Annotated in this window: 23 protein-coding genes; 11 read left to right on the top strand and 12 right to left on the bottom strand. The window is 63.6% G+C overall.

Annotated elements, in window-relative coordinates; genetic code table 11:
• Positions 1 to 32: 32 nt before the first annotated feature.
• Entirely contained in the window at positions 33 to 1,526 is a 1,494-nt protein-coding gene (locus DXH78_RS07935) for a sensor histidine kinase (protein ID WP_115517801.1), read from the bottom strand.
• Between the two features lie 374 nt (positions 1,527 to 1,900).
• Here DXH78_RS07935 and rpmH point away from each other — a divergent pair, with 374 nt between their 5' ends.
• From rpmH to yidC, 3 genes are read left to right on the top strand one after another with little or no spacing between them, the layout of a single operon-like run.
• On the top strand, positions 1,901 to 2,035 hold the full coding sequence (gene rpmH, locus DXH78_RS07930; protein ID WP_115517800.1) for a 50S ribosomal protein L34: 135 nt from the start codon (positions 1,901 to 1,903) through the stop codon (positions 2,033 to 2,035).
• A 34-nt stretch (positions 2,036 to 2,069) separates the two neighbouring features.
• Positions 2,070 to 2,531, top strand: a complete 462-nt coding sequence (gene rnpA, locus DXH78_RS07925; RefSeq protein ID WP_115516523.1) for a ribonuclease P protein component — start codon at positions 2,070 to 2,072, stop codon at positions 2,529 to 2,531.
• Between the two features lie 12 nt (positions 2,532 to 2,543).
• Positions 2,544 to 4,385, top strand: coding sequence for a membrane protein insertase YidC (gene yidC / locus DXH78_RS07920; protein WP_115516522.1), 1,842 nt, complete (start codon positions 2,544 to 2,546; stop codon positions 4,383 to 4,385).
• A 117-nt stretch (positions 4,386 to 4,502) separates the two neighbouring features.
• Here the strand turns inward: yidC and DXH78_RS19810 are convergent, their stop codons facing one another.
• A complete protein-coding gene (locus DXH78_RS19810) occupies positions 4,503 to 4,787 on the bottom strand; it encodes a hypothetical protein (RefSeq protein ID WP_168192736.1) in 285 nt (94 codons plus the stop codon).
• Positions 4,788 to 5,133: 346 nt separating this feature from the next.
• On the opposite strand from DXH78_RS19810, the gene yihA reads away from it, so the two are divergent.
• The 6 genes from yihA to DXH78_RS07890 all read left to right on the top strand — a co-directional run bounded on the left by yihA (position 5,134) and on the right by DXH78_RS07890 (position 10,775).
• The gene (gene yihA, locus DXH78_RS07915) at positions 5,134 to 5,784 is read left to right on the top strand and encodes a ribosome biogenesis GTP-binding protein YihA/YsxC (protein WP_115517799.1); all 651 of its coding nucleotides are present in this window, start codon (positions 5,134 to 5,136) and stop codon (positions 5,782 to 5,784) included.
• A gap of 86 nt (positions 5,785 to 5,870) precedes the next feature.
• The gene (locus tag DXH78_RS07910) at positions 5,871 to 6,230 is read left to right on the top strand and encodes a DUF423 domain-containing protein (protein ID WP_115516521.1); all 360 of its coding nucleotides are present in this window, start codon (positions 5,871 to 5,873) and stop codon (positions 6,228 to 6,230) included.
• A 154-nt stretch (positions 6,231 to 6,384) separates the two neighbouring features.
• Positions 6,385 to 7,281 (top strand): acetylglutamate kinase, encoded by an 897-nt coding sequence (argB, locus tag DXH78_RS07905; RefSeq protein ID WP_115516520.1) that lies wholly within the window; start codon positions 6,385 to 6,387, stop codon positions 7,279 to 7,281.
• A gap of 36 nt (positions 7,282 to 7,317) precedes the next feature.
• The gene (locus tag DXH78_RS07900) at positions 7,318 to 8,313 is read left to right on the top strand and encodes a DUF1036 domain-containing protein (RefSeq protein ID WP_115516519.1); all 996 of its coding nucleotides are present in this window, start codon (positions 7,318 to 7,320) and stop codon (positions 8,311 to 8,313) included.
• Between the two features lie 114 nt (positions 8,314 to 8,427).
• Positions 8,428 to 10,074 carry a B12-binding domain-containing radical SAM protein gene (locus tag DXH78_RS07895; protein WP_245416768.1) on the top strand — a complete coding sequence of 549 codons (1,647 nt, stop codon included), beginning with the start codon at positions 8,428 to 8,430 and terminating at the stop codon, positions 10,072 to 10,074.
• The gene (locus DXH78_RS07890) at positions 10,074 to 10,775 is read left to right on the top strand and encodes a pyrimidine 5'-nucleotidase (RefSeq protein ID WP_115516518.1); all 702 of its coding nucleotides are present in this window, start codon (positions 10,074 to 10,076) and stop codon (positions 10,773 to 10,775) included. Before DXH78_RS07895 ends, DXH78_RS07890 begins: the two co-directional genes overlap by 1 nt.
• A 116-nt stretch (positions 10,776 to 10,891) precedes the next feature.
• On the opposite strand, the gene DXH78_RS07885 is transcribed toward DXH78_RS07890, so the two are convergent.
• From DXH78_RS07885 to DXH78_RS07860, 6 genes are all read right to left on the bottom strand, one after another.
• Positions 10,892 to 11,620, bottom strand: coding sequence for an amino acid ABC transporter ATP-binding protein (locus DXH78_RS07885; protein ID WP_115516517.1), 729 nt, complete (start codon positions 11,618 to 11,620; stop codon positions 10,892 to 10,894).
• Positions 11,607 to 12,257: an amino acid ABC transporter permease gene (locus tag DXH78_RS07880; RefSeq protein ID WP_115516516.1), complete on the bottom strand. Its 651-nt coding sequence runs from the start codon at positions 12,255 to 12,257 to the stop codon at positions 11,607 to 11,609. The genes DXH78_RS07885 and DXH78_RS07880 overlap by 14 nt, the downstream gene beginning before the upstream one ends.
• A gap of 2 nt (positions 12,258 to 12,259) precedes the next feature.
• A complete protein-coding gene (locus tag DXH78_RS07875) occupies positions 12,260 to 12,922 on the bottom strand; it encodes an amino acid ABC transporter permease (RefSeq protein ID WP_115516515.1) in 663 nt (220 codons plus the stop codon).
• Positions 12,923 to 13,018: 96 nt separating this feature from the next.
• A complete protein-coding gene (locus DXH78_RS07870; protein ID WP_115517797.1) occupies positions 13,019 to 13,798 on the bottom strand; it encodes a transporter substrate-binding domain-containing protein in 780 nt (259 codons plus the stop codon).
• Between the two features lie 68 nt (positions 13,799 to 13,866).
• Positions 13,867 to 14,520: a DUF1989 domain-containing protein gene (locus tag DXH78_RS07865; protein ID WP_115516514.1), complete on the bottom strand. Its 654-nt coding sequence runs from the start codon at positions 14,518 to 14,520 to the stop codon at positions 13,867 to 13,869.
• A 4-nt stretch (positions 14,521 to 14,524) separates the two neighbouring features.
• Positions 14,525 to 15,148 (bottom strand): HupE/UreJ family protein, encoded by a 624-nt coding sequence (locus tag DXH78_RS07860; protein WP_245416767.1) that lies wholly within the window; start codon positions 15,146 to 15,148, stop codon positions 14,525 to 14,527.
• Positions 15,149 to 15,254: 106 nt separating this feature from the next.
• Between DXH78_RS07860 and dapD the strand changes: the two genes are divergently transcribed.
• Both dapD and dapE read left to right on the top strand, forming a co-directional pair.
• Entirely contained in the window at positions 15,255 to 16,112 is an 858-nt protein-coding gene (dapD, locus tag DXH78_RS07855; RefSeq protein WP_115516513.1) for a 2,3,4,5-tetrahydropyridine-2,6-dicarboxylate N-succinyltransferase, read from the top strand.
• Between the two features lie 7 nt (positions 16,113 to 16,119).
• Complete coding sequence (dapE, locus tag DXH78_RS07850; protein ID WP_115517795.1) at positions 16,120 to 17,277, top strand: succinyl-diaminopimelate desuccinylase; 1,158 nt, start codon at positions 16,120 to 16,122, stop codon at positions 17,275 to 17,277.
• Positions 17,278 to 17,316: 39 nt separating this feature from the next.
• On the opposite strand, the gene truA is transcribed toward dapE, so the two are convergent.
• The 4 genes from truA to def form a co-directional block, all read right to left on the bottom strand.
• Positions 17,317 to 18,063: a tRNA pseudouridine(38-40) synthase TruA gene (gene truA, locus DXH78_RS07845; RefSeq protein WP_115516512.1), complete on the bottom strand. Its 747-nt coding sequence runs from the start codon at positions 18,061 to 18,063 to the stop codon at positions 17,317 to 17,319.
• A gap of 47 nt (positions 18,064 to 18,110) precedes the next feature.
• Entirely contained in the window at positions 18,111 to 18,626 is a 516-nt protein-coding gene (locus DXH78_RS07840) for a GNAT family N-acetyltransferase (protein ID WP_115516511.1), read from the bottom strand.
• Complete coding sequence (fmt, locus tag DXH78_RS07835) at positions 18,623 to 19,546, bottom strand: methionyl-tRNA formyltransferase (protein WP_115516510.1); 924 nt, start codon at positions 19,544 to 19,546, stop codon at positions 18,623 to 18,625. The genes DXH78_RS07840 and fmt overlap by 4 nt, the downstream gene beginning before the upstream one ends.
• 130 nt (positions 19,547 to 19,676) lie before the next feature.
• Complete coding sequence (gene def, locus DXH78_RS07830) at positions 19,677 to 20,234, bottom strand: peptide deformylase (protein WP_115516509.1); 558 nt, start codon at positions 20,232 to 20,234, stop codon at positions 19,677 to 19,679.
• Between the last annotated feature and the right edge of the window lie 21 nt (positions 20,235 to 20,255).

Below are 20,255 nucleotides of genomic sequence, written 5' to 3'. Positions count from 1 at the left end.
CCGCAAGCCGAGCGCCATGGGGAAAATTCGGTTCAGGCGCGGGCGGCCCGGCGGTTCGGCATCTCGACGTCCCCATCCGGGATGGTAACGCGGAAGGTCGCCCCCATGGTCCCTTCGACAAGCATGATGTCGCCGCCATGGGCCCGCACAAGTTCGGCCGCGATGGCGAGCCCGAGCCCGGAACCGCCAGGCCGGGTCGAGCCCTGGAAGGCCTGATAGAGATTCTTGCGGGCCTTCTCCGGGATGCCAGGTCCGGTGTCTGAAATCTCGATGGCGACGACGCCGCCCTCGCGGCGGCCGGTGATGCGGATCTGGTCGCGCGCCGGATCGCGGGCGCCGTGGGCTTCGAGCGCCTGCACAGCGTTACGCGCCAGATTGACGACAACACGAAACATCTGATCGGCATCGACGTCCATGGTCAGGCCGCGCTCGACCGAGACGATCCAGCGGATCGGCACTTCAATGGTGAGGCCGAGCGCTTCGCGCACATCTTCCAACAGCGGTTCGACGGCAATCGTTCGCCGGTCAGGCGCTGCCTCCTGGGCGCGGCCGTAAGAAAGTGTCGATTGGCACAGCGCGATCGCACGCTGCAACGCTTGCATCAATTTCGGCGCGAAGCGCTGCACCTTCGGATCGGGCAGACTGGTAAGTTGATCGGAAAACAATTGCGCCGAGGCCAGTAGATTGCGCAGGTCGTGGTTGATCTTGGCGACCGCGAGCCCGAGCGAAGCCAGCCGGCTCTTCTGATGCAGCATCGAGGCGAGTTCGGTTTGCATCTCCGCCAGTTCTTCCTCGGCGGTGCCGATCTCGTCATTGCGGCGGGAGCGGCGGATGATGCGTGTCGGGTTTTCGGGATCCGCGCGGAAGGCCACCATATTGGCGGTGAGCCGGCCCATCGGCCGCACCAGAAGATAATGCAGTGCCAGGAACACCAGCATTGCGGTAAACGCCGAAATCGCCAACGACACGACGAGGATAGTGGCCGAGAAGCTCAGCATCGCCTTGTAGAGTGGTGCCTCATCGAGAACGATTTCGATGAATTGGCCTTTGGCCATTGGCGCTGGCCCGATGACGCGCATAACGTCGCTGGCACGGCAGAACAGGAGGACATCGAAAGCCTCCTTGATCGATCGCCACCACGTCACGTTGCGCATGTCGATATCGACAGTAACCGACGACGGCAGATCGGCAGAGGCAAGCAGCCGCCTCTGGTTGCCCATCTTGGCTGCCACTGCGCGGGCGCCGATCGAATCCAGGATCTGCTTGGCCAGAGTTTCCGGCACCATGCCGCTCGGCGCCGCATCGAGCACAAGCGCCGCCGTGTGCGCCGCCGCCAGCCGGTCATTGAGCCAGTTGATCCGGAAGTTGGCGATGAGCGGCACGTAGATGAGGACTTCGGCTACCAGCACAAAGACGATGGTGAGCATCAGCAGCTTGCCGGACAGCCCAACGCGAAGCCGCTTCCACCACCGCGCGGACTTGTCTGCCTCTTCAGCCGACCGTTCAGAGCCGGTAGTCACTTGCATCTCGGTCACGGCAATCACTCTAGCGGGCGGAAGCTGCCACGAGGAGATCAAACACCCGCCGCGGCCGGCTATTCCTCTTTTCGGCTTGCTATTGGTCACCTTGGCGACTGAGGGTGGCAAATCTATGGGCCAGTCGATACCGCCCCCACATCCTACTCTCCAGACCACCGAAAAACCCCGACTGGACGTCCATCGCTCGGATTGACGGGGGGGGATGGGTCCCTTATAAGCCGGCCCAACATATGCCCCTCGGTCATGAATTGCACCGGGACCGGGTCAGGATGAACCGGGACCCGGCCATCGAATGACCCGGGAAGTGGCGGATTTCGGGGTTTTGGCCCCGTCCCCACGGCGCCATCAGCGGAGATTTGATCGTGAAGCGGACCTACCAACCGAGCAAGCTTGTGCGCAAGCGCCGTCACGGTTTCCGCGCGCGCATGGCAACCACCGGCGGACGCAAGGTGGTCCAGGCGCGCCGCGCCCGCGGACGCAAGCGGCTCAGCGCCTAAAACAGCGGTTTTTATCGCCGCAACGCTGCTTTGAATGGAAAGATTGAAGCAACGGGCGGACTTTCTGAAAACGGCGACCGGGACCCGGGTTCCGGCCGCCGGTTTTGTGCTGCAGTTCCGTAAGCGCACCCCGGACGCGGACCCAAAGCCCGGCGCACACCCCAAACCCGGCACTGACCAAGCGCCCGCCGCGCCCGGCCCGGCCCGGGTCGGCTTCACCGTATCCCGCAAGGTCGGCAATGCCGTCGAGCGCAACCGGGTGCGCCGCCGCCTGCGCGAAATAGTCCGGCTTTTCGGCGAGGGCCGCATGCACGGCGGCTACGATTATGTGCTAGTCGGACGGCAAGCGGCCCTCAGCCAGCCCTTCGATCGCATGACGCAGGACTTCGAACGAGCCCTGCGGCGTGCCCATGACGGCCTACGACAAGACGGCACACGACAAGACGGAACGCGAGAATCGCGGGGCGCGCGAGACAACAGCGGCACAAAAGCCTGAGACGGAATCCGGATGACCGATAACAAGAACACCATCATCGCCATCGTGCTGTCGGCCCTGGTGCTGATTGCGTGGCAGTATTTCTATGCCGTGCCGCAGGCCGAGAAGCAGAAGGCCGCCTTGCAGGCCCAGCAGCAGAGCCAGCCCGCCCCGGCGCCCGCGCAACCGGGCGTCACCCCGGCGCCTGGCGCCGCCGCCCCCACCACCCCCGGCGCCCCGCCGGTGCCCGGCGCGCAGCCGGCGGCCCCGGCCACCATCGCCGCCAACCGCGCCGCCGCGATTGCCGCCAACCCGCGCGTCGCCATCGCCACCGCCGACCTCCAGGGCTCGATCTCGCTCAAGGGCGGCCGCATCGACGACCTGGCGCTGCTGAAATTCCGCGAGACCGTCGACCCGAAATCGCCGCCGGTCATCCTGCTGTCGCCGTCGGGCGCGCCCGAGCCGTTCTACGCCGAATTCGGCTGGAGCCCCTCGACGCCCGACATCAAGGTGCCGGACGGCAACACGGTGTGGACGCAGGCCGGCTCCGGCAAGCTCGACGTCGGCACGCCGGTCACGCTCACTTACGACAACGGCGCCGGCCTCGAATTCCGCCGCACCTTCTCGGTCGACAACAAGTATCTGTTCACCGCCAAGGACGAAGTGATCAACAAGACCGACAAGCCGGTCACCCTCTTCCCCTATGCGCTGATCTCGCGCCACAACACGCCGCACACCGCCGGCTTCTACATCCTGCACGAAGGCCCGGTCGGCGTGCTCGGCGACAATGGCCTCATCGAGAAGAGCTACAAGGATCTCGAGGAGAAGAAGGAATTTTCCTACGCCGGCACCAAAGGCTGGCTCGGCTTCACCGACAAGTACTTCGCCGCGGCGCTGGTGCCTGACCCGAGCACGAACCTTCTGAAGGCGCGCTTCTCCGGCGGCATGCTGGGCAACATCAAGACCTATCAGTCCGACTACGTGCTGGACGCGCAGACCATCGCGCCCGGCGCCACCGGCACGGCGCAGGCCCGCCTGTTCGCCGGCGCCAAGGAAGTGCGCGTCGTCAATGCCTATGAGGAAAGCCTCAAGCTCGACCGCTTCGACCGCCTCATCGACTGGGGCTGGTTCTACTTCATCACCAAGCCGCTGTTCCTCGTCATCGACTGGCTGTTCCACCTCGTCGGCAATTTCGGCGTCGCCATTCTCATCGTGACGCTGCTGATCAAGGGCATCTTCTTCCCGCTGGCCTCGAAGTCCTATGCCTCGATGGCGAAGATGAAAGCGGTGCAGCCGCAGATGACGCAGCTGCGCGAGCGCTACAAGGACGACAAGGCCAAGCAGCAGCAAGAGCTGATGGAGCTGTACAAGAAAGAGAAGATCAACCCGCTGGCCGGCTGTCTGCCGATCCTCATCCAGATCCCGGTGTTCTTCTCGCTGTACAAGGTGCTGTTCGTCACCATCGAAATGCGGCACGCGCCGTTCTTCGGCTGGATCAAGGACCTCTCGGCGCCGGACCCGACCAACCTGTTCACGCTGTTCGGGCTGATCCCTTACGACCCGACGCATATTCCGGTGCTGGGGCCGTTCCTGCATCTCGGCATCTGGGCGATCATCATGGGCATCACGATGTGGGTGCAGATGAAGCTGAACCCGACGCCACCGGACCCGACGCAGGCGATGATCTTCAACTGGATGCCGCTGATCTTCACCTTCATGCTGGCGAGCTTCCCGGCCGGCCTCGTGATCTACTGGGCCTGGAACAACACGCTGTCGGTGGCGCAGCAGGCCTACATCATGAAAAAGAACGGCGCCAAGATCGAACTGTTCGACAACATCAAGGGCACGTTCGCGAAGAAGAAAAAGGAAGCGTAGCGGCGCGAAAAGCGAAGCTAGCGCTGGAAGAAACGAAAGGCCGGGCGAAAGCCCGGCCTTTTTGTTTTGGGGATGCGGTGCGGAGGATCGCGCGAGACGATGAAGCTCGCCAATCCATCAGTGGGGAGAGATGAGGACGACTGCTTGCCGCGCCGGCGCCGGGCCCGGCTTCGAGAGGTCCGACACCGTGCAGGGCGCTTCCGAAAATGCCCAGGAGGAATTGTTGAGCACCATGCCGCAGGTCGCCAAGCGCAGGCCCTTCGGTGTCGCCAGGCAGGCGGTCTGACCTTGCTCGAATTGGCGGCCTTGCGCGCGACAGGTGCAGTCGGCGGCAGCGGTCGCCCATAACGCATCAAGCGCTGCGACCAGCACGACGGCGGCGGATGGTCCAAGCCTGTGCATGGCAAAAAGGATAACACGAAAAGGCACTGCGGGCAGAGTGGAGATTATTTTCCTTGATCGCGCCATGGGCAGGATACGGCCCTCTCCCGTAGCGGACGGGCCCGGGAGATCGCGGTGCTGGGCGAGGTCCAAGGTGCGGGGCACGAAGCAAGCCAAGCCCGCGGAAACGTGGTAGAGGCGCGGCCCATGAGGTAAAGCCGTCATTCCGGGGTGGCCGTCAGGCCCAACCCGGAATCAAGACAGATCCTCATGCGCATCCGGATTCCGGATTCACGCGCCATAACGCGTCAAGGGCGCGCGTAAACGTGCTTGTGGCGCGTGCCCCGGAATGACCGAGAAAGAAACCATGACCGCTTCAGACTTCACCCGCAACGAGATCGACACCGGCCGCAAGCTGTTCAACGTGGACTGGCAATTTGCCGCCGCGGCCTCGACGGTCGAGTCTCTGCCGAAGATGCGCGGCATCGAGATCGCCTTTGCCGGGCGCTCCAATGTCGGCAAATCGAGCCTGATCAACGCGCTCGCCAACCGCAAGGCGCTGGCGCGCACCTCGCGCACGCCGGGGCGCACGCAGGAGCTGATTTTCTTCAACGGCGGCGGCGAACTGACCCTGGTCGACATGCCGGGCTATGGCTATGCCGCGGCGGCGAAATCCAAGATCGCGCAGTGGACCAACCTGATCGAGCGCTATCTGCTCGGCCGCGCCAACCTCGCCCGCGTCTATGTGCTGATCGACGCGCGCCACGGCCTCAAGGACACCGACGTGCCGACCTTCAAGGTGCTGGGCAACGCCGCGGTGAGCTATCAGGTGGTGCTGACCAAGACCGACGCGGTCAAGGCCGCCGACCTGCCGGGGCGCATTGCCGAGGTAGAGGCCGGCATGGCGAAATATCCCTCCGCCTTCCCGACCGTGCTGGCCACCTCGAGCGAGACCAACACCGGCATCACCGAAATGCGCGCGGCGGTGGCAAGATTGCTGGCGGAGCGGAAAGGGTAGTCGCAGGGCTGGAATTTACACTCCGCTCGTCCCCGCGAAAGCGGGGATGAACGGAGAGTGGGGCAACCACCGGAGACAGGAAAACCATGGACACCCTTTTCATCATCCTGGCCGGCCTGATGGGCGCCGCCGGCGTCGTGCTGGCCGCGGCCGGGGCGCATGGCGCCAAAACCGGCATGGGACTCGACAGCGCCGCCTATCTGCTGCTGATCCACGCCTGCGCGGTGATCGCCGTCACGGTGGCGACACGGAACGGGCTGACATTGCGCCCGCTCGGACAGGCGGCGACCGCCGGCTTCGTCATCGGCGCCGCGCTGTTCGCCGGCGATCTGGCGCTGCGCGCCTTCGCCGGGCACCGGCTGTTTCCCTTTGCCGCGCCGACCGGCGGCACGATCATGATTGTCGCGTGGCTCGCACTTGCTGTTGCGGCGCTGTTGCGCCGCTAGATGGCTGTTTCGCTGCGCTCAACCGCGCTTGGGCCATTGCCGCGCTGCTTGCCCGCCGCTAAAACGGCCTCACTCTTCATCTGGCCGCGCTTCCGGACGGCGAACCGGTATCCCACTTCGCCTGGAAGCGCTCCTACGCAGCAAGGTCTCGGCGATGAGCCAAACCCCGAAAATCGATCCGCAGGAACAAGCCCGCATTCTCTCCGAGGCGCTGCCGCACATGCAGCGCTACGACGAGGAAATCATCGTCGTGAAATATGGCGGCCACGCCATGGGCGACGAACAGAATGCGCGCGACTTCGCCCGCGACATCGTGCTGCTGGAGCAGGCCGCCATCAATCCGGTGGTCGTGCATGGCGGCGGGCCGCAGATCGCGGCCATGCTGAAGAAGCTCGGCATCAAATCCGAATTCGCCGCCGGCCTGCGCATCACCGACGCCGCCACCATCGAGATCGTCGAAATGGTGCTGGCCGGCTCGATCAACAAGGAGATCGTCGGCTACATCAACGACGCCGGCGGCAAGGCCGTCGGTCTGTCCGGCAAGGACGGCAACATGGTGAAGGCGCGGAAGGTCACGCGCACCGTGGTCGATCCGGATTCCAATATCGAGAAGATCGTGGACCTCGGCTTCGTCGGCGAGCCCGACACAGTCGACCTGTTCGTGCTCAACGCCATTCTCGGCAAGGAGATGATCCCGGTGCTGGCGCCGGTCGCCACCTCGGCCAATGGCGGCACTTTCAACGTCAATGCCGACACCTTCGCTGGCGCCATTGCCGGCGCGCTCAAGGCCAAGCGCCTCTTGCTGCTGACCGACGTGCCGGGCGTGCTCGACAAGTCGAAGAAGCTGATCCCGGAGCTGTCGATCGCCGATGCACGCAAGCTGATCGCCGACGGCACCATTTCCGGCGGCATGATCCCCAAGGTCGAGACCTGCATCTACGCGCTCGAAAAGGGCGTCGAGGGTGTCGTCATCATGGACGGCAAGGTGCCGCACGCGGTGCTTCTGGAACTGATGACCGACCACGGCATCGGCACGCTGATGCACAAGTAGATTGGGGCGGCGCGGCGGGCGCATTAGCATGCGCCCATGATTCGCCGCCTCATCGCCGGGTTCCTCGCCGCCGCCGCGGTTTTCACCGTGACCGCGGCGCGCGCCGAACTCACATTGTGCAACCGCACCAGCTACCGCATGGACGTCGCGCTCGGACTCGAGCGCCGCGCCATGGTGGAAACGCGCGGCTGGTTCGCCATCGACCCCGGCCAGTGCAAGCAGGTGCTCGACGGCGCCTATGACGCCGACATGAGCTACATCCACGCGCGCACGCCGGCGGTATACGGCTCCTCGCCGCTGCCGCGCAGCGGCAATGCCGATTTCTGCGTGCGCGAGAGCACGTTCCAGATCGCCGACGGCCGCGGCTGTCCGATCAGCCAGCAGGTGCGCTTCACCGCGTCGCGGCCGTCCGACTCGCCCAAAGGTCCGGTGATCAACCTCGCCGAGGAAGCCGATTACGACGACGCCCAGGCGCGCCTGGCCGGCATCCAGCGGCTGCTGGTGATCGCCGGCTATGACGCCAACCCGATCGACGGCATCCAGGGCGGCAAGACGCAAGCCGCAATCGCCAAGTTCCTGGCCGACCGCAAACTGCCGGCGGACGCCGCGAACGGCGCCGACTTCTTCGCGACGCTGCTCGCCGCCGCGCAAAACCCGGAAGGCCACGGCTTCACCTGGTGCAATGACACGACCTATCCGGTGATGGCGGCGATCGGCACCCTTGAGGCCGGCGCGATCGTCACGCGCGGCTGGTACCGCGTCGAATCCGGCCAGTGCGTGCGGCCGGAGATGCGCGGCGACCAGAAGAAACTCTACAGCTATGCCGAGGCGGTGGACGACAAAGGCGCGGCCTTGAAGAAGAACGGCGTGCCGCTGGCCTGGGGCGGCGACGTGGCGCTGTGTACCCGCGACGGCCGCTTTGAACTCGCCGATAACAAGGATTGCGCCGCGCGCGGGCTCAATTCAGCCAATTACGCCGAAGTGGATCTGACAAAAGAGCCGGCGGCGACGGTCCGCTTCAAGGAACCCTAGTTCCACGGGAATTCGTTCCGAAATAACAAACAATACTGCCGATCACGCTGATCGTTATATCGCCTTGCGCCCATTTTCCTTGAGCCAGCGCGAACATTCGTGCGATATGGCACTATGGAGATGCAACGAATCCCGATCCGTTCGTGCAAGGTCCTGCTTGTTTATCCCAAATTTGTTCCAAATTCATTTTGGAACTATACCGACACTTGCGAGCTTCTTGACGCCCGCTATCCGGCCGCGCCGCTCGGTCTGATCACCGTCGCCGCATTGCTGCCTCAGCACTGGCAATTCAGGCTCATCAACCGGAACACAGAGGACCTGAGCCCCGACGACATCGCTTGGGCCGATCTGGTCATGACCGGCGGCATGCTCAATCAGCAGCCGGACTGCATGCATCTGATCAAATTCGCGCAAGCCAGCGGCAAACCGGTGGCCGTCGGCGGCCCGGATGTCACCTCCAGTCCGCATCTTTACAAAACGGCCGACTTCCAGATTCTGGGCGAAGCGGAAACCGTCATCGACGACTTCGTCGCGGCCTGGGAGCGCGGCGAGCGCGCCGGCATCTTCGAGGCGGAGAAGTTCACGGCGGACGTGACCAGGACGCCGATCCCGCGCTTCGATCTGCTCAATTTCAACCACTATCTCTATATCTGCGTGCAGTATTCGCGCGGCTGTCCGTTCACCTGCGAATTCTGCGACATCATTGAACTGTACGGGCGCAAACCGCGCACCAAAGCCAACGAGCAGATGCTGGCGGAGCTCAGTCAGCTTTACGCGCTCGGCTACCGCGGCCATGTCGACTTTGTCGACGACAATCTGATCGGCAACAAGAAGGCGATCAAGGGTTTCCTGCCGGAGCTGAAGGCCTGGCAGCAGGCACACAATTATCCGTTCGAATTCTCGACCGAAGCATCGATGAATCTGGCGGATGACGACGATCTGCTCGACATGATGAAACAGGCGAATTTCTTCGCCGTGTTCATCGGCATCGAGAGCCCCGATCCCGAGACGCTGCGGCAGACCAGCAAGAAGCAGAACACCCGCCGCAACATGGCGGAGAATGTCCACAAGCTTTACAGCTATGGCCTGTTCGTCACCGCCGGTTTCATCGTCGGCTTCGACAACGAAAAAGGTTCAATTGCAGACGCCATGGCGGACTTCATCGAGGAGTGCGCGATCCCGGTCAGCATGGTCGGCCTGCTTTACGCATTGCCGAACACGCAGCTGACCCGCCGCCTCGCCAAGGAAGGCCGGCTGAAAGATGGCCATGACGTCATGGACGTAGACCGCACCGGCGACCAATGTTCACTCGGCATCAATTTCGAGCCGATGCGGCCGCTGCGCGACGTCCTGTCGGACTACAAGAGAATTCTCGAGCGCGTATTCGAGCCTGCCGCCTATGCGCGCCGTCTCGACCGCCTCGCCACATTGCTGGATCGAAGCGGGCGCCCGGAAATGGACAAGGACGATCGGCGCCGCCGCCTGGCCTCCCTGCAAACCCTCAACCGCATTCTCGATGCGATGCCCGGCGAACGCAGCAGGTTCTGGGACACTTTCATCACATGCGCGCGGACAAATCCGGCCGCCCTGCAAGCTATCGTCGCACTGATGGCGATGTACGCGCATCTTGGACCCTTCTCGCGCCAGGTGATCGGCGAGATCGACCGGCGCATCGCGGCCGAAGCCGCGTGCAAAAGCCCGCCGGCTGTGCCATATATGCGCAGTGAAACAGTTGTTATGGCGGAATCGCGTCTGAACTAATGGCCACAAAGAAGTCCGCGCCGCGCGCATTCGACCAGGTCGAAACCTGGGTATTCGACCTCGACAACACGCTGTATCCGCATCACCTGCTGTGGCAACAGGTCGACGACCGCATCCGCGCTTACGTTGCCGAATTCCTGAAAGTCACGGCGGATGAAGCCTTCCGCGTGCAGAAGGATTATTACAAGCGCTACGGTACGACGATGCGCGGGCTGATGACCGAGCACGGCGTCGATCCCGATCACTATCTCGACTTCGTCCACCATATCGATCACTCGCCGCTGGAGCCCAATCCGGCGCTGGGCGATGCGCTGGAGAAACTGCCCGGGCGCAAGCTGATCCTCACCAACGGCACCGTCGCCCATGCCAGCGCTGTGCTGAAACGGCTGGAGATCGACCGGCATTTCGAGGACGTATTCGACATCGTCGCCGCCGATCTCGAGCCCAAGCCCCAGGCCATCACCTATGAGCGCTTCCTCAAGCGCCATGATGTCGTGCCGACGAAGGCGGCGATGTTCGAGGACCTGTCGCGCAATCTCGAAGTGCCGCATACGCTCGGCATGACCACGGTGCTGGTGGTGCCGTCGGGCCAGCGTGAGGTGTTCCGCGAGGACTGGGAGCTCGAAGGCCGCGGCGCGCCGCATGTCGATCATGTGACCGACGACCTGGCAGCGTTTTTGGAAGACGCGCTCAAAGCGTAACCCGTCATCCTGAAGTGCTCGCCGAAAGCGGGCCGCGCTTGCGGCACTGGGTCCCCGCTTTCGCGGGGACGAACGGAGAGTGCGTCCGGCTCTGATTTGGCCTGCTCTGCCCAGCCTTACCCAATCCCGACGACGAATTGCTGCAGCTCCGGCGTCTGCGGCGCGGCGAAGACATCCTTCGGCTTGCCGGTTTCGTGCACCTTGCCGTGATGCATGAAAACGAGATGCGTACCGACATCGCGGGCAAAGCGCATTTCGTGCGTGACCAGGATGAGGGTCATGCCCTCCTTCGCCAGTTGTTCGACGACGCGCAGCACTTCGTTGACCAGCTCGGGATCGAGCGCCGAGGTGATTTCGTCGCACAACAGCACCTTCGGCCGCATGGCGAGCGAGCGAGCAATGGCGACGCGCTGCTGCTGGCCGCCGGAGAGCTGGCTCGGATAGGCGTCCATCTTTTCCGACAGCCCGACCTTGGCCAGCACCTCGGCGGCGATGGCACGCGCTTCCTTCTTCGGCGTCTTGTTCACGACCGTCGGCGCCAGCATCACGTTCTCGGCGGCGGTCAGATGCGGAAACAGATTGAATTGCTGAAACACCATGCCGACATGGCGCCGCAACTCGCGCAAATTGGCGTGGATGCCGCCGACCTCGATGCCATCGGCGAGAATGACGCCGGACTGATAGGTCTCCAGCCCGTTGATGCAGCGGAGCAGCGTCGACTTGCCGGAACCGGAACGGCCGATGATGGCCACGACATCGCCTTTGGCAACCTCGAGCGACACACCCTTGAGGACCTCGACGGTGCCATAGCTCTTCCGGACGTCGCGAATACTAACGAGCGACATTGAGTTTCCCTTCGAGGCGTTTGGCGTACCAGGACAGCGGGAAGCACAGGCAGAAATAGATCAGCGCCACCAGCGCATAGACCAGGAAGGGTCGGAAGGTGGCGTTGTTGATCATGGTGCCGGCCTTGGTCAGTTCGACGAAGCCGATGATCGAGGCGAGCGCTGTGCCCTTGATGACCTGCACCGAGAAGCCGACGGTCGGCGCGATGGCGATGCGCATGGCCTGCGGCAGGATGACGTAGCGCATCTGCTCGATATAATTCAGGGCGACGCTGGCGGAGGCCTCCCACTGGCCTTTCGGGATCGCCTCAACGCAGCCGCGCCAGATCTCGGTAAGGAAAGCGCTGGTCCACAAGGTCAGCGCCAGGCCCGCCGCCATCCAGGGCGACACTTCGAGGCCGAACAATGCAACGCCGAAGAAAAACAGGAAGAGCTGCATCAACAGCGGCGTTCCCTGGAAAAACTCGATGTAAATCTTGGTGGGCACTTCCAGCCACTTGATCTGCGACGTGCGCAGGAACAGCAGGATGAGACCGACAATGCCGCCGCCGACAAAGGCAATCAGCGACAGCAGGATGGTCCACTGCGTCGCCCAGATGAGGTTCTTGACGATGATCCAGACACTGAAATCCGACATTGTCAGCCCACCTTCACGAAGCGGTCGCCGATGACGCGCAGCACGTAGCGCAGCACGATGGCGAGCACGAGGTAGATGAGCGCGACGACGAGATAGACCTCGAAGGCACGGAAATTGCGCGACTGAATGAAGTTCGCCGCATAAGTCAGATCGGGCGCGGAAATCTGCGACACCACCGCCGAGCCGAGCATGACGATAATGATCTGCGACGACAGCGCGGGGTAGATCTTGGCAAAGGCCTGGCGCAGTACGATGTAGCGCAGCACTTCAAGCCGGCTCATGGCCAGCGAGACGCCGGCCTCGATATGGCCTTTCGGAATCGCCTCGATGCCGGCGCGGATGATCTCGGTCGAATAGGCACCGAGATTGATGACCATGGCGAGGAAGGCCGCGGTGGTTTCCGACAGCTTGAGGCCCAGCGCCGGCAGGCCGAAGAAGATGAAGAACAACTGGACGATGAACGGCGTGTTGCGGATCAGCTCGACATAGACGCGCACGAGGCCGCCGAGCCATTTGGGCCCGAAAGTCCGCGCCGACGCCCCCAAGGTGCCGACCGCGATGCCGGCGATCGTCGACACCACGGTCAGTAAAATGGTGAACCACAGCCCCCAGGCCAGGTCCTCCCAGTAGGGCAGCAGCGCGGAGAATTCGAGTTTGTAGGTCATGCGTTGATTTCACTCACGCGTGACGCCACTCACTCCGTTCGCCCCGCGAAAGCGGGAACGAACGGAGTTTGACGTGCTCCATAAGACAAAAGATGCTCAGAACCCCGCCGGCAGCGGGTTCTTGAGCCACTTCTCCGAGAACTTGTTGAGCGTGCCATCGGCCTTCGCCTTGGCGATGATTTCGTCGACCTTGGCCTTCAGCGCCGGCTCGTCCTTGTTGAGGCCGACATAGCAGGGCGAGTCCTTCATGATGAACTTGGTTACGGCCGGACGCGCCGGGTTCTTCTCGGTGATTGCGGCGGCGACGACATTGCCGGTGGCGATCAGATCGACCTGCCCGGAGACGAAAGCGGCGATGGTCGCGTTGTTGTCTTCGAAGCGCTTGATGGTGGTGTCCTTCGGCGCGTCCTTGGTGATCTCCTGTTCCTCGATGGCACCGCGCGTCGCGCCGATGGTCTTACCGGCGAGGTCCTCGATCTTGGCGACGGCAATGGCCTTGGTGCCGAACACGCCGGAGAAGAACGGCGCATAGGCGGTCGAGAAGTCGATGACCTTTTCGCGTTCCGGATTCTTGCCGAGCGAGGAAATGACCAGATCGGCCTTCTTGGTCTGCAGGTAAGGAATGCGGTTGGCCGACGTCACCGGAATGATCTCGGCTTTCACGCCGAGCTGCTCGGCGATGTAGTTGGCCATGTCGACGTCGAAACCCTGCGGCTTGAGATCGGGACCGGCCGAGCCGAACGGCGCGAAATCCTGCGGCACCGCGACCTTGAGAACCTTGGCTTTCAGGATGTCACTGAGCGCATCGGCGCGCGCGGCACCCGACACCAAAGCGACGCCCAACAAACCGGCAGCCACTGCACGAAAAAACGACATGAAACCCACTCCTCGCTTGAGACAACCGAAGCTGCCCAAACTTGAAGCAAGCGGTGTGCCATGCGTTGCTAAGGGACCCAGGCCGGGCGCGGCGGCGGCGACGGAAAGCCCTGATCCAGCACCATGAAATGCGCCGATCGCGGCGTGCCGGCCTCGCCCTGGATTTTCACGATGTCCTGCGGGCAGGCGGAAAAGGCGACGTAACAATCCATGTCGGCGCGCAAGGTGATGTAATCGCCGGCTTTGGTCACCACCGGCCCGGTGTTCAGGCTGCGGCCATCGCCTTCGACGGCGATGTTCATAAAGACATTGAACGAAGCCAGAATCGGCATCGGTGGTTCGACGCCCAGATCGCGCATGCCCTCGAACATGTTGTCGAGACAGTTGCGGTGGTAATCCTTGACGCCGAGCCGCTCGTAGCGATGGCGATCGCAGGCCGCCATGAAGGTATCGTGGACGCCGGGCGAGGTATCCTCGACCAAGGTCAAAATCGGATTGCGCTTCATGGTGACGAAGGTGTCACCGACCAACGGATTGAGGCGCTGTAGCCAGACCCGCGTCGCCTCCATACTCATATGATCGGCGAGGTCGGCGGCGTTCCACGCCCAGCAATCGACCACCTGTGTACCGTGGGTGTTGATGAGGCGGACCGCCTGGCCCTTTTTCAGTTTAAGCGCCTTGCCGTGGCGCGCCGGGATTTCGATCAGTTCACCGCTCTGCATTCCCTCACACCGCCGGCACGACCTGCTGCACGAATATCGCCAGGCCGACACCTGCAATACCCGCGCCAATCAGGCGCAGCGGCGACGGCTCCGCAACGCGGCGCGTGACGAGGCGCGCGATACTCATCGCGGCGAGCGCGATGGCGCTCTGGATGATGGCAAGGCCGGCGAGATAAGCGATGAGCGGCGTCGGCTCGGCGCCGTAGATCGATTCACCGAGCGCATAGCCGTGCAGCAGACCGACCGCCGCGAATATCGCGAGCGCGGCGCCCACGCCGAGAGCGCGGCGGGTGGCGAGCACGAGACCGAGCGCGATCACCGAAGCGGCAACCCACAATTCGGCGCCGGGCAGGCTGGCGCCCATCAGATGCACGGCAACGCCGGCCATCATCGCCAGCACATAGCCGATGACCAGCCGAACACCCGCAACATGCAGCGAAGCGATGCCGCCGACCGCGACCACGGCGGCGAAATGATCGAGGCCGATAATCGGATGGCCGAGGCCGGACAACAGGCCCTGCGTCAGGGTCACCGGCATGCCGCCGTCCATGACGTGATGGGCGAAAGCCGGCTGGGCGAGGATCGAGGCGGCGAGGATGGCGCTGAGGCTGAGGGCTTTACGGCTCACGGGAGGCTCCTGTTCGAGGCCGGCAGACTAGCGGCTTGGGCGCGGCTTGACATCCCCCGCCCCGCCCCCGACAAACCGGGCCGTCAGTTAGAAGCCGGAGTCCCGCATGGCAGCCAAAATCAATCTCCAGAGCCTGGAAAAGACCATCAACGAAGCCTTCGAGGGCCGCGACAAGATCACGCCCAAGACCAAGGGCGCGGTGCGCAAGGCGGTCGATACGGCGCTGGAGCTGCTCGATTCCGGCACGGTGCGCGCGGCCGAAAAGCAGGACGACGGCTCGTGGCAGGTGAACCAGTGGCTCAAGAAAGCCGTGCTGCTGTCGTTCCGCCTCAACGACATGAGCGCCATTCCCGGCGGTCCCGGCGACGCCAAGTGGTGGGACAAGGTCGATTCGAAGTTCAAGGGCTGGAGCGCCGCACGCTTCAAGAAGGAAGGCTTCCGCGCCGTGCCGGGCTCGGTGGTGCGCAAGTCGGCCTATATCGCGCCGGGCGTTATCCTGATGCCATCCTTCGTCAATCTCGGCGCCCATGTCGGGTCGGGCACGATGGTTGACACCTGGGCCGCCGTCGGCTCCTGCGCACAGATTGGTAAGAACGTGCATCTGTCGGGCGGCGTCGGCATCGGCGGCGTGCTTGAGCCGCTGCAGGCCGGGCCGGTGATCATCGAGGACAACTGCTTCATCGGCGCGCGGTCGGAAGTGGTCGAGGGCGTGATCGTGCGCGAGGGCGCGGTGCTCGGCATGGGCGTCTATCTTGGCCAGTCGACCAAGATCGTCGATCGCTCGACCGGCAAGATCTATTACGGCGAAGTGCCGCCTTATTCAGTCGTCGTCTCCGGCACCATGCCGGGCAACGCGATGCCGGGCAGCAACATAGGCCCGAGTCTCTATTGCGCCGTCATCGTCAAGCGCGTCGACGAGAAGACGCGCAGCAAGACCAGCATCAATGAGCTGCTGAGGGATTGATTTGACGATGCCCGCCGATCCGGTCGCCATCACCCGCGAATTGCTGCGCTGTCCGTCAGTGACGCCGGCCGAAGGCGGCGCCCTAACGTATCTCGAAAACACCTTGAAGGCCGCCGGCTTCACCGTGCATCGCAAGGTGTTTTCGGAAGCCGGCACCGACGACGTCGAGAATTTCTACGCGCGCATCGGCACGCAAGGCCCACATCTCACCTTCGCCGGCCACACCGATGTGGTGCCGACCGGCGATGAAAAGGCCTGGACGCATCCGCCCTTCAGCGGCGCGATCGCCAATGGCGAACTCTACGGCCGCGGCGCCGTAGACATGAAGGGCGGCATTGGCTGCGCCGTCGCCGCCGTGCTCGACCATCTCGCCGCGCATGGCGGTAAGCCGAAGGGCTCGATCTCGTTCCTGATCACCGGCGATGAAGAAAGCGTGGCGATCAACGGCACGCCGAAGCTTCTGCAATGGGTCGAGGGCATGGGCGAGAAGTTCGACCATTGCATTCTCGGCGAGCCGAGCAACCAGGAAACACTGGGCGACACCATCAAGATCGGCCGGCGCGGCTCGCTCAACGGCCATCTCATCGTCACCGGCAAGCAGGGCCATGTCGCCTATCCCGATCGCGCCGACAATCCGGTGCACGGCATTGTCAAACTGATCGCCGCTTTGACGGCGGAGCCGCTCGACGCCGGCAGCGCCAACTTCCAGCCGTCGAACCTCGAATTCGTCTCGGTGGATGTCGGCAACAAGACCGTCAACCTCATTCCCGGCGAAGCGCGCGCGATGTTCAACATCCGCTTCAACGATTGCCACACGCTGGAATCGCTGAAGGCCTTGTTGCAGAAGCGCGCCGAGAAGGCGTCCGGCGGCAAGATCAAATTCGAGTTCAAGTTCCAGCCGTCGAATGCCGGCGTGTTCGTGACCAAGCCGGGGCCATTCACCGAACTGGTGTCCACCGCGATCAAGGATGAGACCGGCCGCACGCCGACTCTATCGACCACCGGCGGCACCTCGGATGCGCGCTTCATCACGCATTACTGCCCGGTGGTCGAATTCGGCCTGGTCGGCCAGACCATGCATGCGATCGACGAGCGTGTGCCGGTCGCCGAACTCGTCGCGCTGACGGCGATCTATCGGAAAATTGTCGACCGGTATTTTGGCTAGCCTTCTTCTCCCTCCCCGCTTGCGGGAGGAGAAGAGAATTCAGTAATCCACCTTCATCAGATACAGCCCGTCCGGCGGCGCGACCTGGCCGCAGGCGGTGCGGTCGCGCGCTTCGAGCGCGTGCGTGAGGTCATCGGCGGTCCAGGCGCCGGGCCCGGTGAGACCGGTGCTCATCAAGGTGCCGACCATCGAGCGCACCTGATTGTGCAGAAACGAGCGCGCCGAGGCGAAAACATGCACCTCGTCGCCGATGCGCGTGACATCGAGCCGGTCGAGCGTCTTGTCGGGCGATTTGGCCTGGCATTCGGTGGAGCGGAACGTCGTGAAGTCGTGCTTGCCGACCAGGCGCTGAGCCGCCGTGTGCATCGCCTCGGCATCGAGCGGCCGCGCGACGCGCCAGGCATATTTCACATCAAATGTCAGATCGGGCCGGCGGTTGACGATGCGGTAGAAGTAATGGCGCCTGATCGCCGAGGTGCGGGCGTTGAAATCGTCGCCCACGCGCTCCGCGCTGAGCACCGCCACCGGATGCGGCCGCAGATGTGCATTGAGCGCATCCCGCACGGTGTCGAGCCGCCACTCGCGCGTCATGTCGACATGCGCCACCTGCCCGCGCGCATGAACGCCGGCATCGGTGCGGCCGGCACCCTGCACCAGCACATCCTCGCCGGACAGCGCCTTGACCGCATTTGTCAGCACGCCCTGCACCGTCACCTGATCGGCCTGGGTCTGCCAGCCGCAGAACGGCGCGCCGTCATATTCGATGAGGAGTTTGTAGCGGGGCACTGCTCAATCAACCTCAATCTGCATGATCACCGGACAGCATCGCACCATCAATCAATCTCGTCGAACGCCGCCGGATAAGACAGGCGACCGCCGTCCGGTGCTGTATCGGTGAGCCGCAAGGCCATCAAATGCGTACCGGCATACATCGATTCGTACGCACCCGCGGCCTCAACCGAGAAGCCGAACCGCCCATAATAGATCGGATCGCCGAGCACGAAGACGATGCTTTCGCCAGAGGCGCGCAACTGCGCGAGCCCCTCGCGCGTCAATGCCGATCCGATGCCGCGACGCTGCATCGCCGGCGCCACAGCGAGGGGCGCCAGCGCAATCGCCTTGTATTGATCGCGTGGCGTCGCGATCCAGAGACGCGGCCAGGCGACATAGCCGATGATCGCCTCGTTTTCGTAGGCAACCAGCGCCAGCACCAGATCGCCGCCGACGCGCAGCCGTTCGACCAGATTGCCCTCCGCCGGACCGCCGAAGGCATCATCAAGGACACGGCGAATGGCCACAGCATCATCGGCACGTTCGTGACGAATCGCGAATGATGCGCTTGCAGTCATACGAACAGTGCTCCGGCCTTGACTGCCGTACCGCGCAGGAATTCCTCAGCGCTCATCGCCTTCTTGCCCTCGCGCTGCACCTGCACGAGCCGCACCGCACCGTCACCACAAGCAATGGTGAGCGCATCGTCAAGCGCCGTGCCAGGCGCGCCGGAGCCCGAGCCGAGCGTCGAGCGCAGTACCTTGACGCGCGCGCCATCGAACTCGAACCAGGCGCCGGGAAAGGGCGACAGACCGCGGATGTGATTGTGGACGTCGCGCGCCGGCCTGCCCCAGTCGATACGCGACTCGGCCTTGGAAATCTTCTCGGCGTAAGTGACACCCTCGGCCGGCTGCGGTGTGGCGTTAAGCGTGCCGCGGTTCGCCGCCGCCAACGCCACCGGCATCAGCCGCGCCCCGAGCGCGGCCAGTGCGTCGTGCAGTTCGCCAGTCGTCATGTCCGGCGCGATCGGCATGGCCTCGCGCATCATCATCGCGCCGGTGTCGAGCCCCTCGTCCATCTGCATGATGGTAATGCCGCTGTCGACGTCGCCGGCCATGATGGCGCGGTGGATCGGCGCCGCGCCGCGCCAGCGCGGCAGCAGCGAGGCATGGACATTGAAGCAACCGAGGCGCGGAGCATCCAACACGGCCTTCGGCAGGATGAGGCCGTAAGCGACGACCACCGCGGCATCGGCGTTGAAGGCTGCGAATTCGGCCTGCGCCTCGTCATTGCGCAAAGACTTCGGCGTCAACACCTTGAGGCCGAGCCTGGTGGCCTCGCGTTCGACCGGCGTCGGCACGAAATCGAGCCCGCGCCGTCCGCCGGGTTTGGCCGCGCGCGTATAGACCGCAACGATCTCATGCCCAGCCGCATGCAGCGCCAGCAAAGTCGGCACCGCGAAATCCGGCGTGCCCATGAAGATGAGGCGAAGCGGCATGAGGCGAACCCTGTAACTCCCCTCCCCCTTGTGGGGAGAGGTTGGGGGTGGGGGTCAATGCGAGATGACTGCAGCTCCCGCAGTCACCTCGCTCCCTAACCCTGCCCCCCAAGGGAGAGTGAAAAGGAAGCTACCCAATATGATGCGACGGCTCTTTGTCCTTGGCGAGCGCCGGCGAGACGCCGTGCTTGGCGGCCTTGGTAAATTTCTTGATCACGCGATCGCGCTTCAGCTTGGAAATGTGATCGATAAACAGCACACCGTTGAGATGGTCGATCTCATGCTGCAGGCAGGTTGCAAGCAAGCCTTCGGCCTCGATCTCCTGCGCATTGCCATCGGCATCGAGATATTTCACCCGCACCTTGGCCGGACGCTCGACCTCTTCATAGTATTCCGGGATCGACAGGCAGCCTTCCTCGTAGGCCGAGTGCTCCTCCGAGGACCACACGATCTCCGGATTGATGAAAACCTGCGGCGCCTTCGGGTCGTCCTTTCCGGCAACATCGATGGTGATGACGCGGACCGGCTCGCCGATCTGGATTGCGGCGAGGCCAATGCCCGGCGCCTCGTACATGGTCTCGAACATGTCGTCGACCAATGTGCGTAGCGGCTTGTCAAAAGCCTTGATTGGCTCGGAAACGAGCCTGAGCTTCTTTTCGGGGAGGATGAGAATGTCGCGGATCGCCATGGGCGGCGATGTAAGGGGTGC

It is taken from the genome of Undibacter mobilis, assembly GCF_003367195.1.
GTDB lineage: Bacteria > Pseudomonadota > Alphaproteobacteria > Rhizobiales > Xanthobacteraceae > Pseudolabrys > Pseudolabrys mobilis.
The sequence above is the reverse complement of the archived record's forward strand: the minus strand, read 5'-3'. Positions and strand labels throughout refer to the sequence as shown.

Coding starts and splice junctions, on each gene's coding strand:
- DXH78_RS07890 (WP_115516518.1), top strand. CDS start 10,074: ATGGCCACAAAGAAGTCCGCGCCGCGCGCATTCGACCAGGTCGAAACC.
- yidC (WP_115516522.1), top strand. CDS start 2,544: ATGACCGATAACAAGAACACCATCATCGCCATCGTGCTGTCGGCCCTG.
- DXH78_RS07895 (WP_245416768.1), top strand. CDS start 8,428: ATGGAGATGCAACGAATCCCGATCCGTTCGTGCAAGGTCCTGCTTGTT.
- DXH78_RS07900 (WP_115516519.1), top strand. CDS start 7,318: ATGATTCGCCGCCTCATCGCCGGGTTCCTCGCCGCCGCCGCGGTTTTC.
- DXH78_RS07875 (WP_115516515.1), bottom strand. CDS start 12,922: ATGACCTACAAACTCGAATTCTCCGCGCTGCTGCCCTACTGGGAGGAC.
- rnpA (WP_115516523.1), top strand. CDS start 2,070: ATGGAAAGATTGAAGCAACGGGCGGACTTTCTGAAAACGGCGACCGGG.
- dapE (WP_115517795.1), top strand. CDS start 16,120: ATGCCCGCCGATCCGGTCGCCATCACCCGCGAATTGCTGCGCTGTCCG.
- DXH78_RS19810 (WP_168192736.1), bottom strand. CDS start 4,787: ATGCACAGGCTTGGACCATCCGCCGCCGTCGTGCTGGTCGCAGCGCTT.
- fmt (WP_115516510.1), bottom strand. CDS start 19,546: ATGCCGCTTCGCCTCATCTTCATGGGCACGCCGGATTTCGCGGTGCCG.
- DXH78_RS07865 (WP_115516514.1), bottom strand. CDS start 14,520: ATGCAGAGCGGTGAACTGATCGAAATCCCGGCGCGCCACGGCAAGGCG.
- dapD (WP_115516513.1), top strand. CDS start 15,255: ATGGCAGCCAAAATCAATCTCCAGAGCCTGGAAAAGACCATCAACGAA.
- DXH78_RS07885 (WP_115516517.1), bottom strand. CDS start 11,620: ATGTCGCTCGTTAGTATTCGCGACGTCCGGAAGAGCTATGGCACCGTC.
- DXH78_RS07935 (WP_115517801.1), bottom strand. CDS start 1,526: ATGCAAGTGACTACCGGCTCTGAACGGTCGGCTGAAGAGGCAGACAAG.
- DXH78_RS07880 (WP_115516516.1), bottom strand. CDS start 12,257: ATGTCGGATTTCAGTGTCTGGATCATCGTCAAGAACCTCATCTGGGCG.
- argB (WP_115516520.1), top strand. CDS start 6,385: ATGAGCCAAACCCCGAAAATCGATCCGCAGGAACAAGCCCGCATTCTC.
- DXH78_RS07870 (WP_115517797.1), bottom strand. CDS start 13,798: ATGTCGTTTTTTCGTGCAGTGGCTGCCGGTTTGTTGGGCGTCGCTTTG.
- DXH78_RS07840 (WP_115516511.1), bottom strand. CDS start 18,626: ATGACTGCAAGCGCATCATTCGCGATTCGTCACGAACGTGCCGATGAT.
- DXH78_RS07910 (WP_115516521.1), top strand. CDS start 5,871: ATGGACACCCTTTTCATCATCCTGGCCGGCCTGATGGGCGCCGCCGGC.
- def (WP_115516509.1), bottom strand. CDS start 20,234: ATGGCGATCCGCGACATTCTCATCCTCCCCGAAAAGAAGCTCAGGCTC.
- yihA (WP_115517799.1), top strand. CDS start 5,134: ATGACCGCTTCAGACTTCACCCGCAACGAGATCGACACCGGCCGCAAG.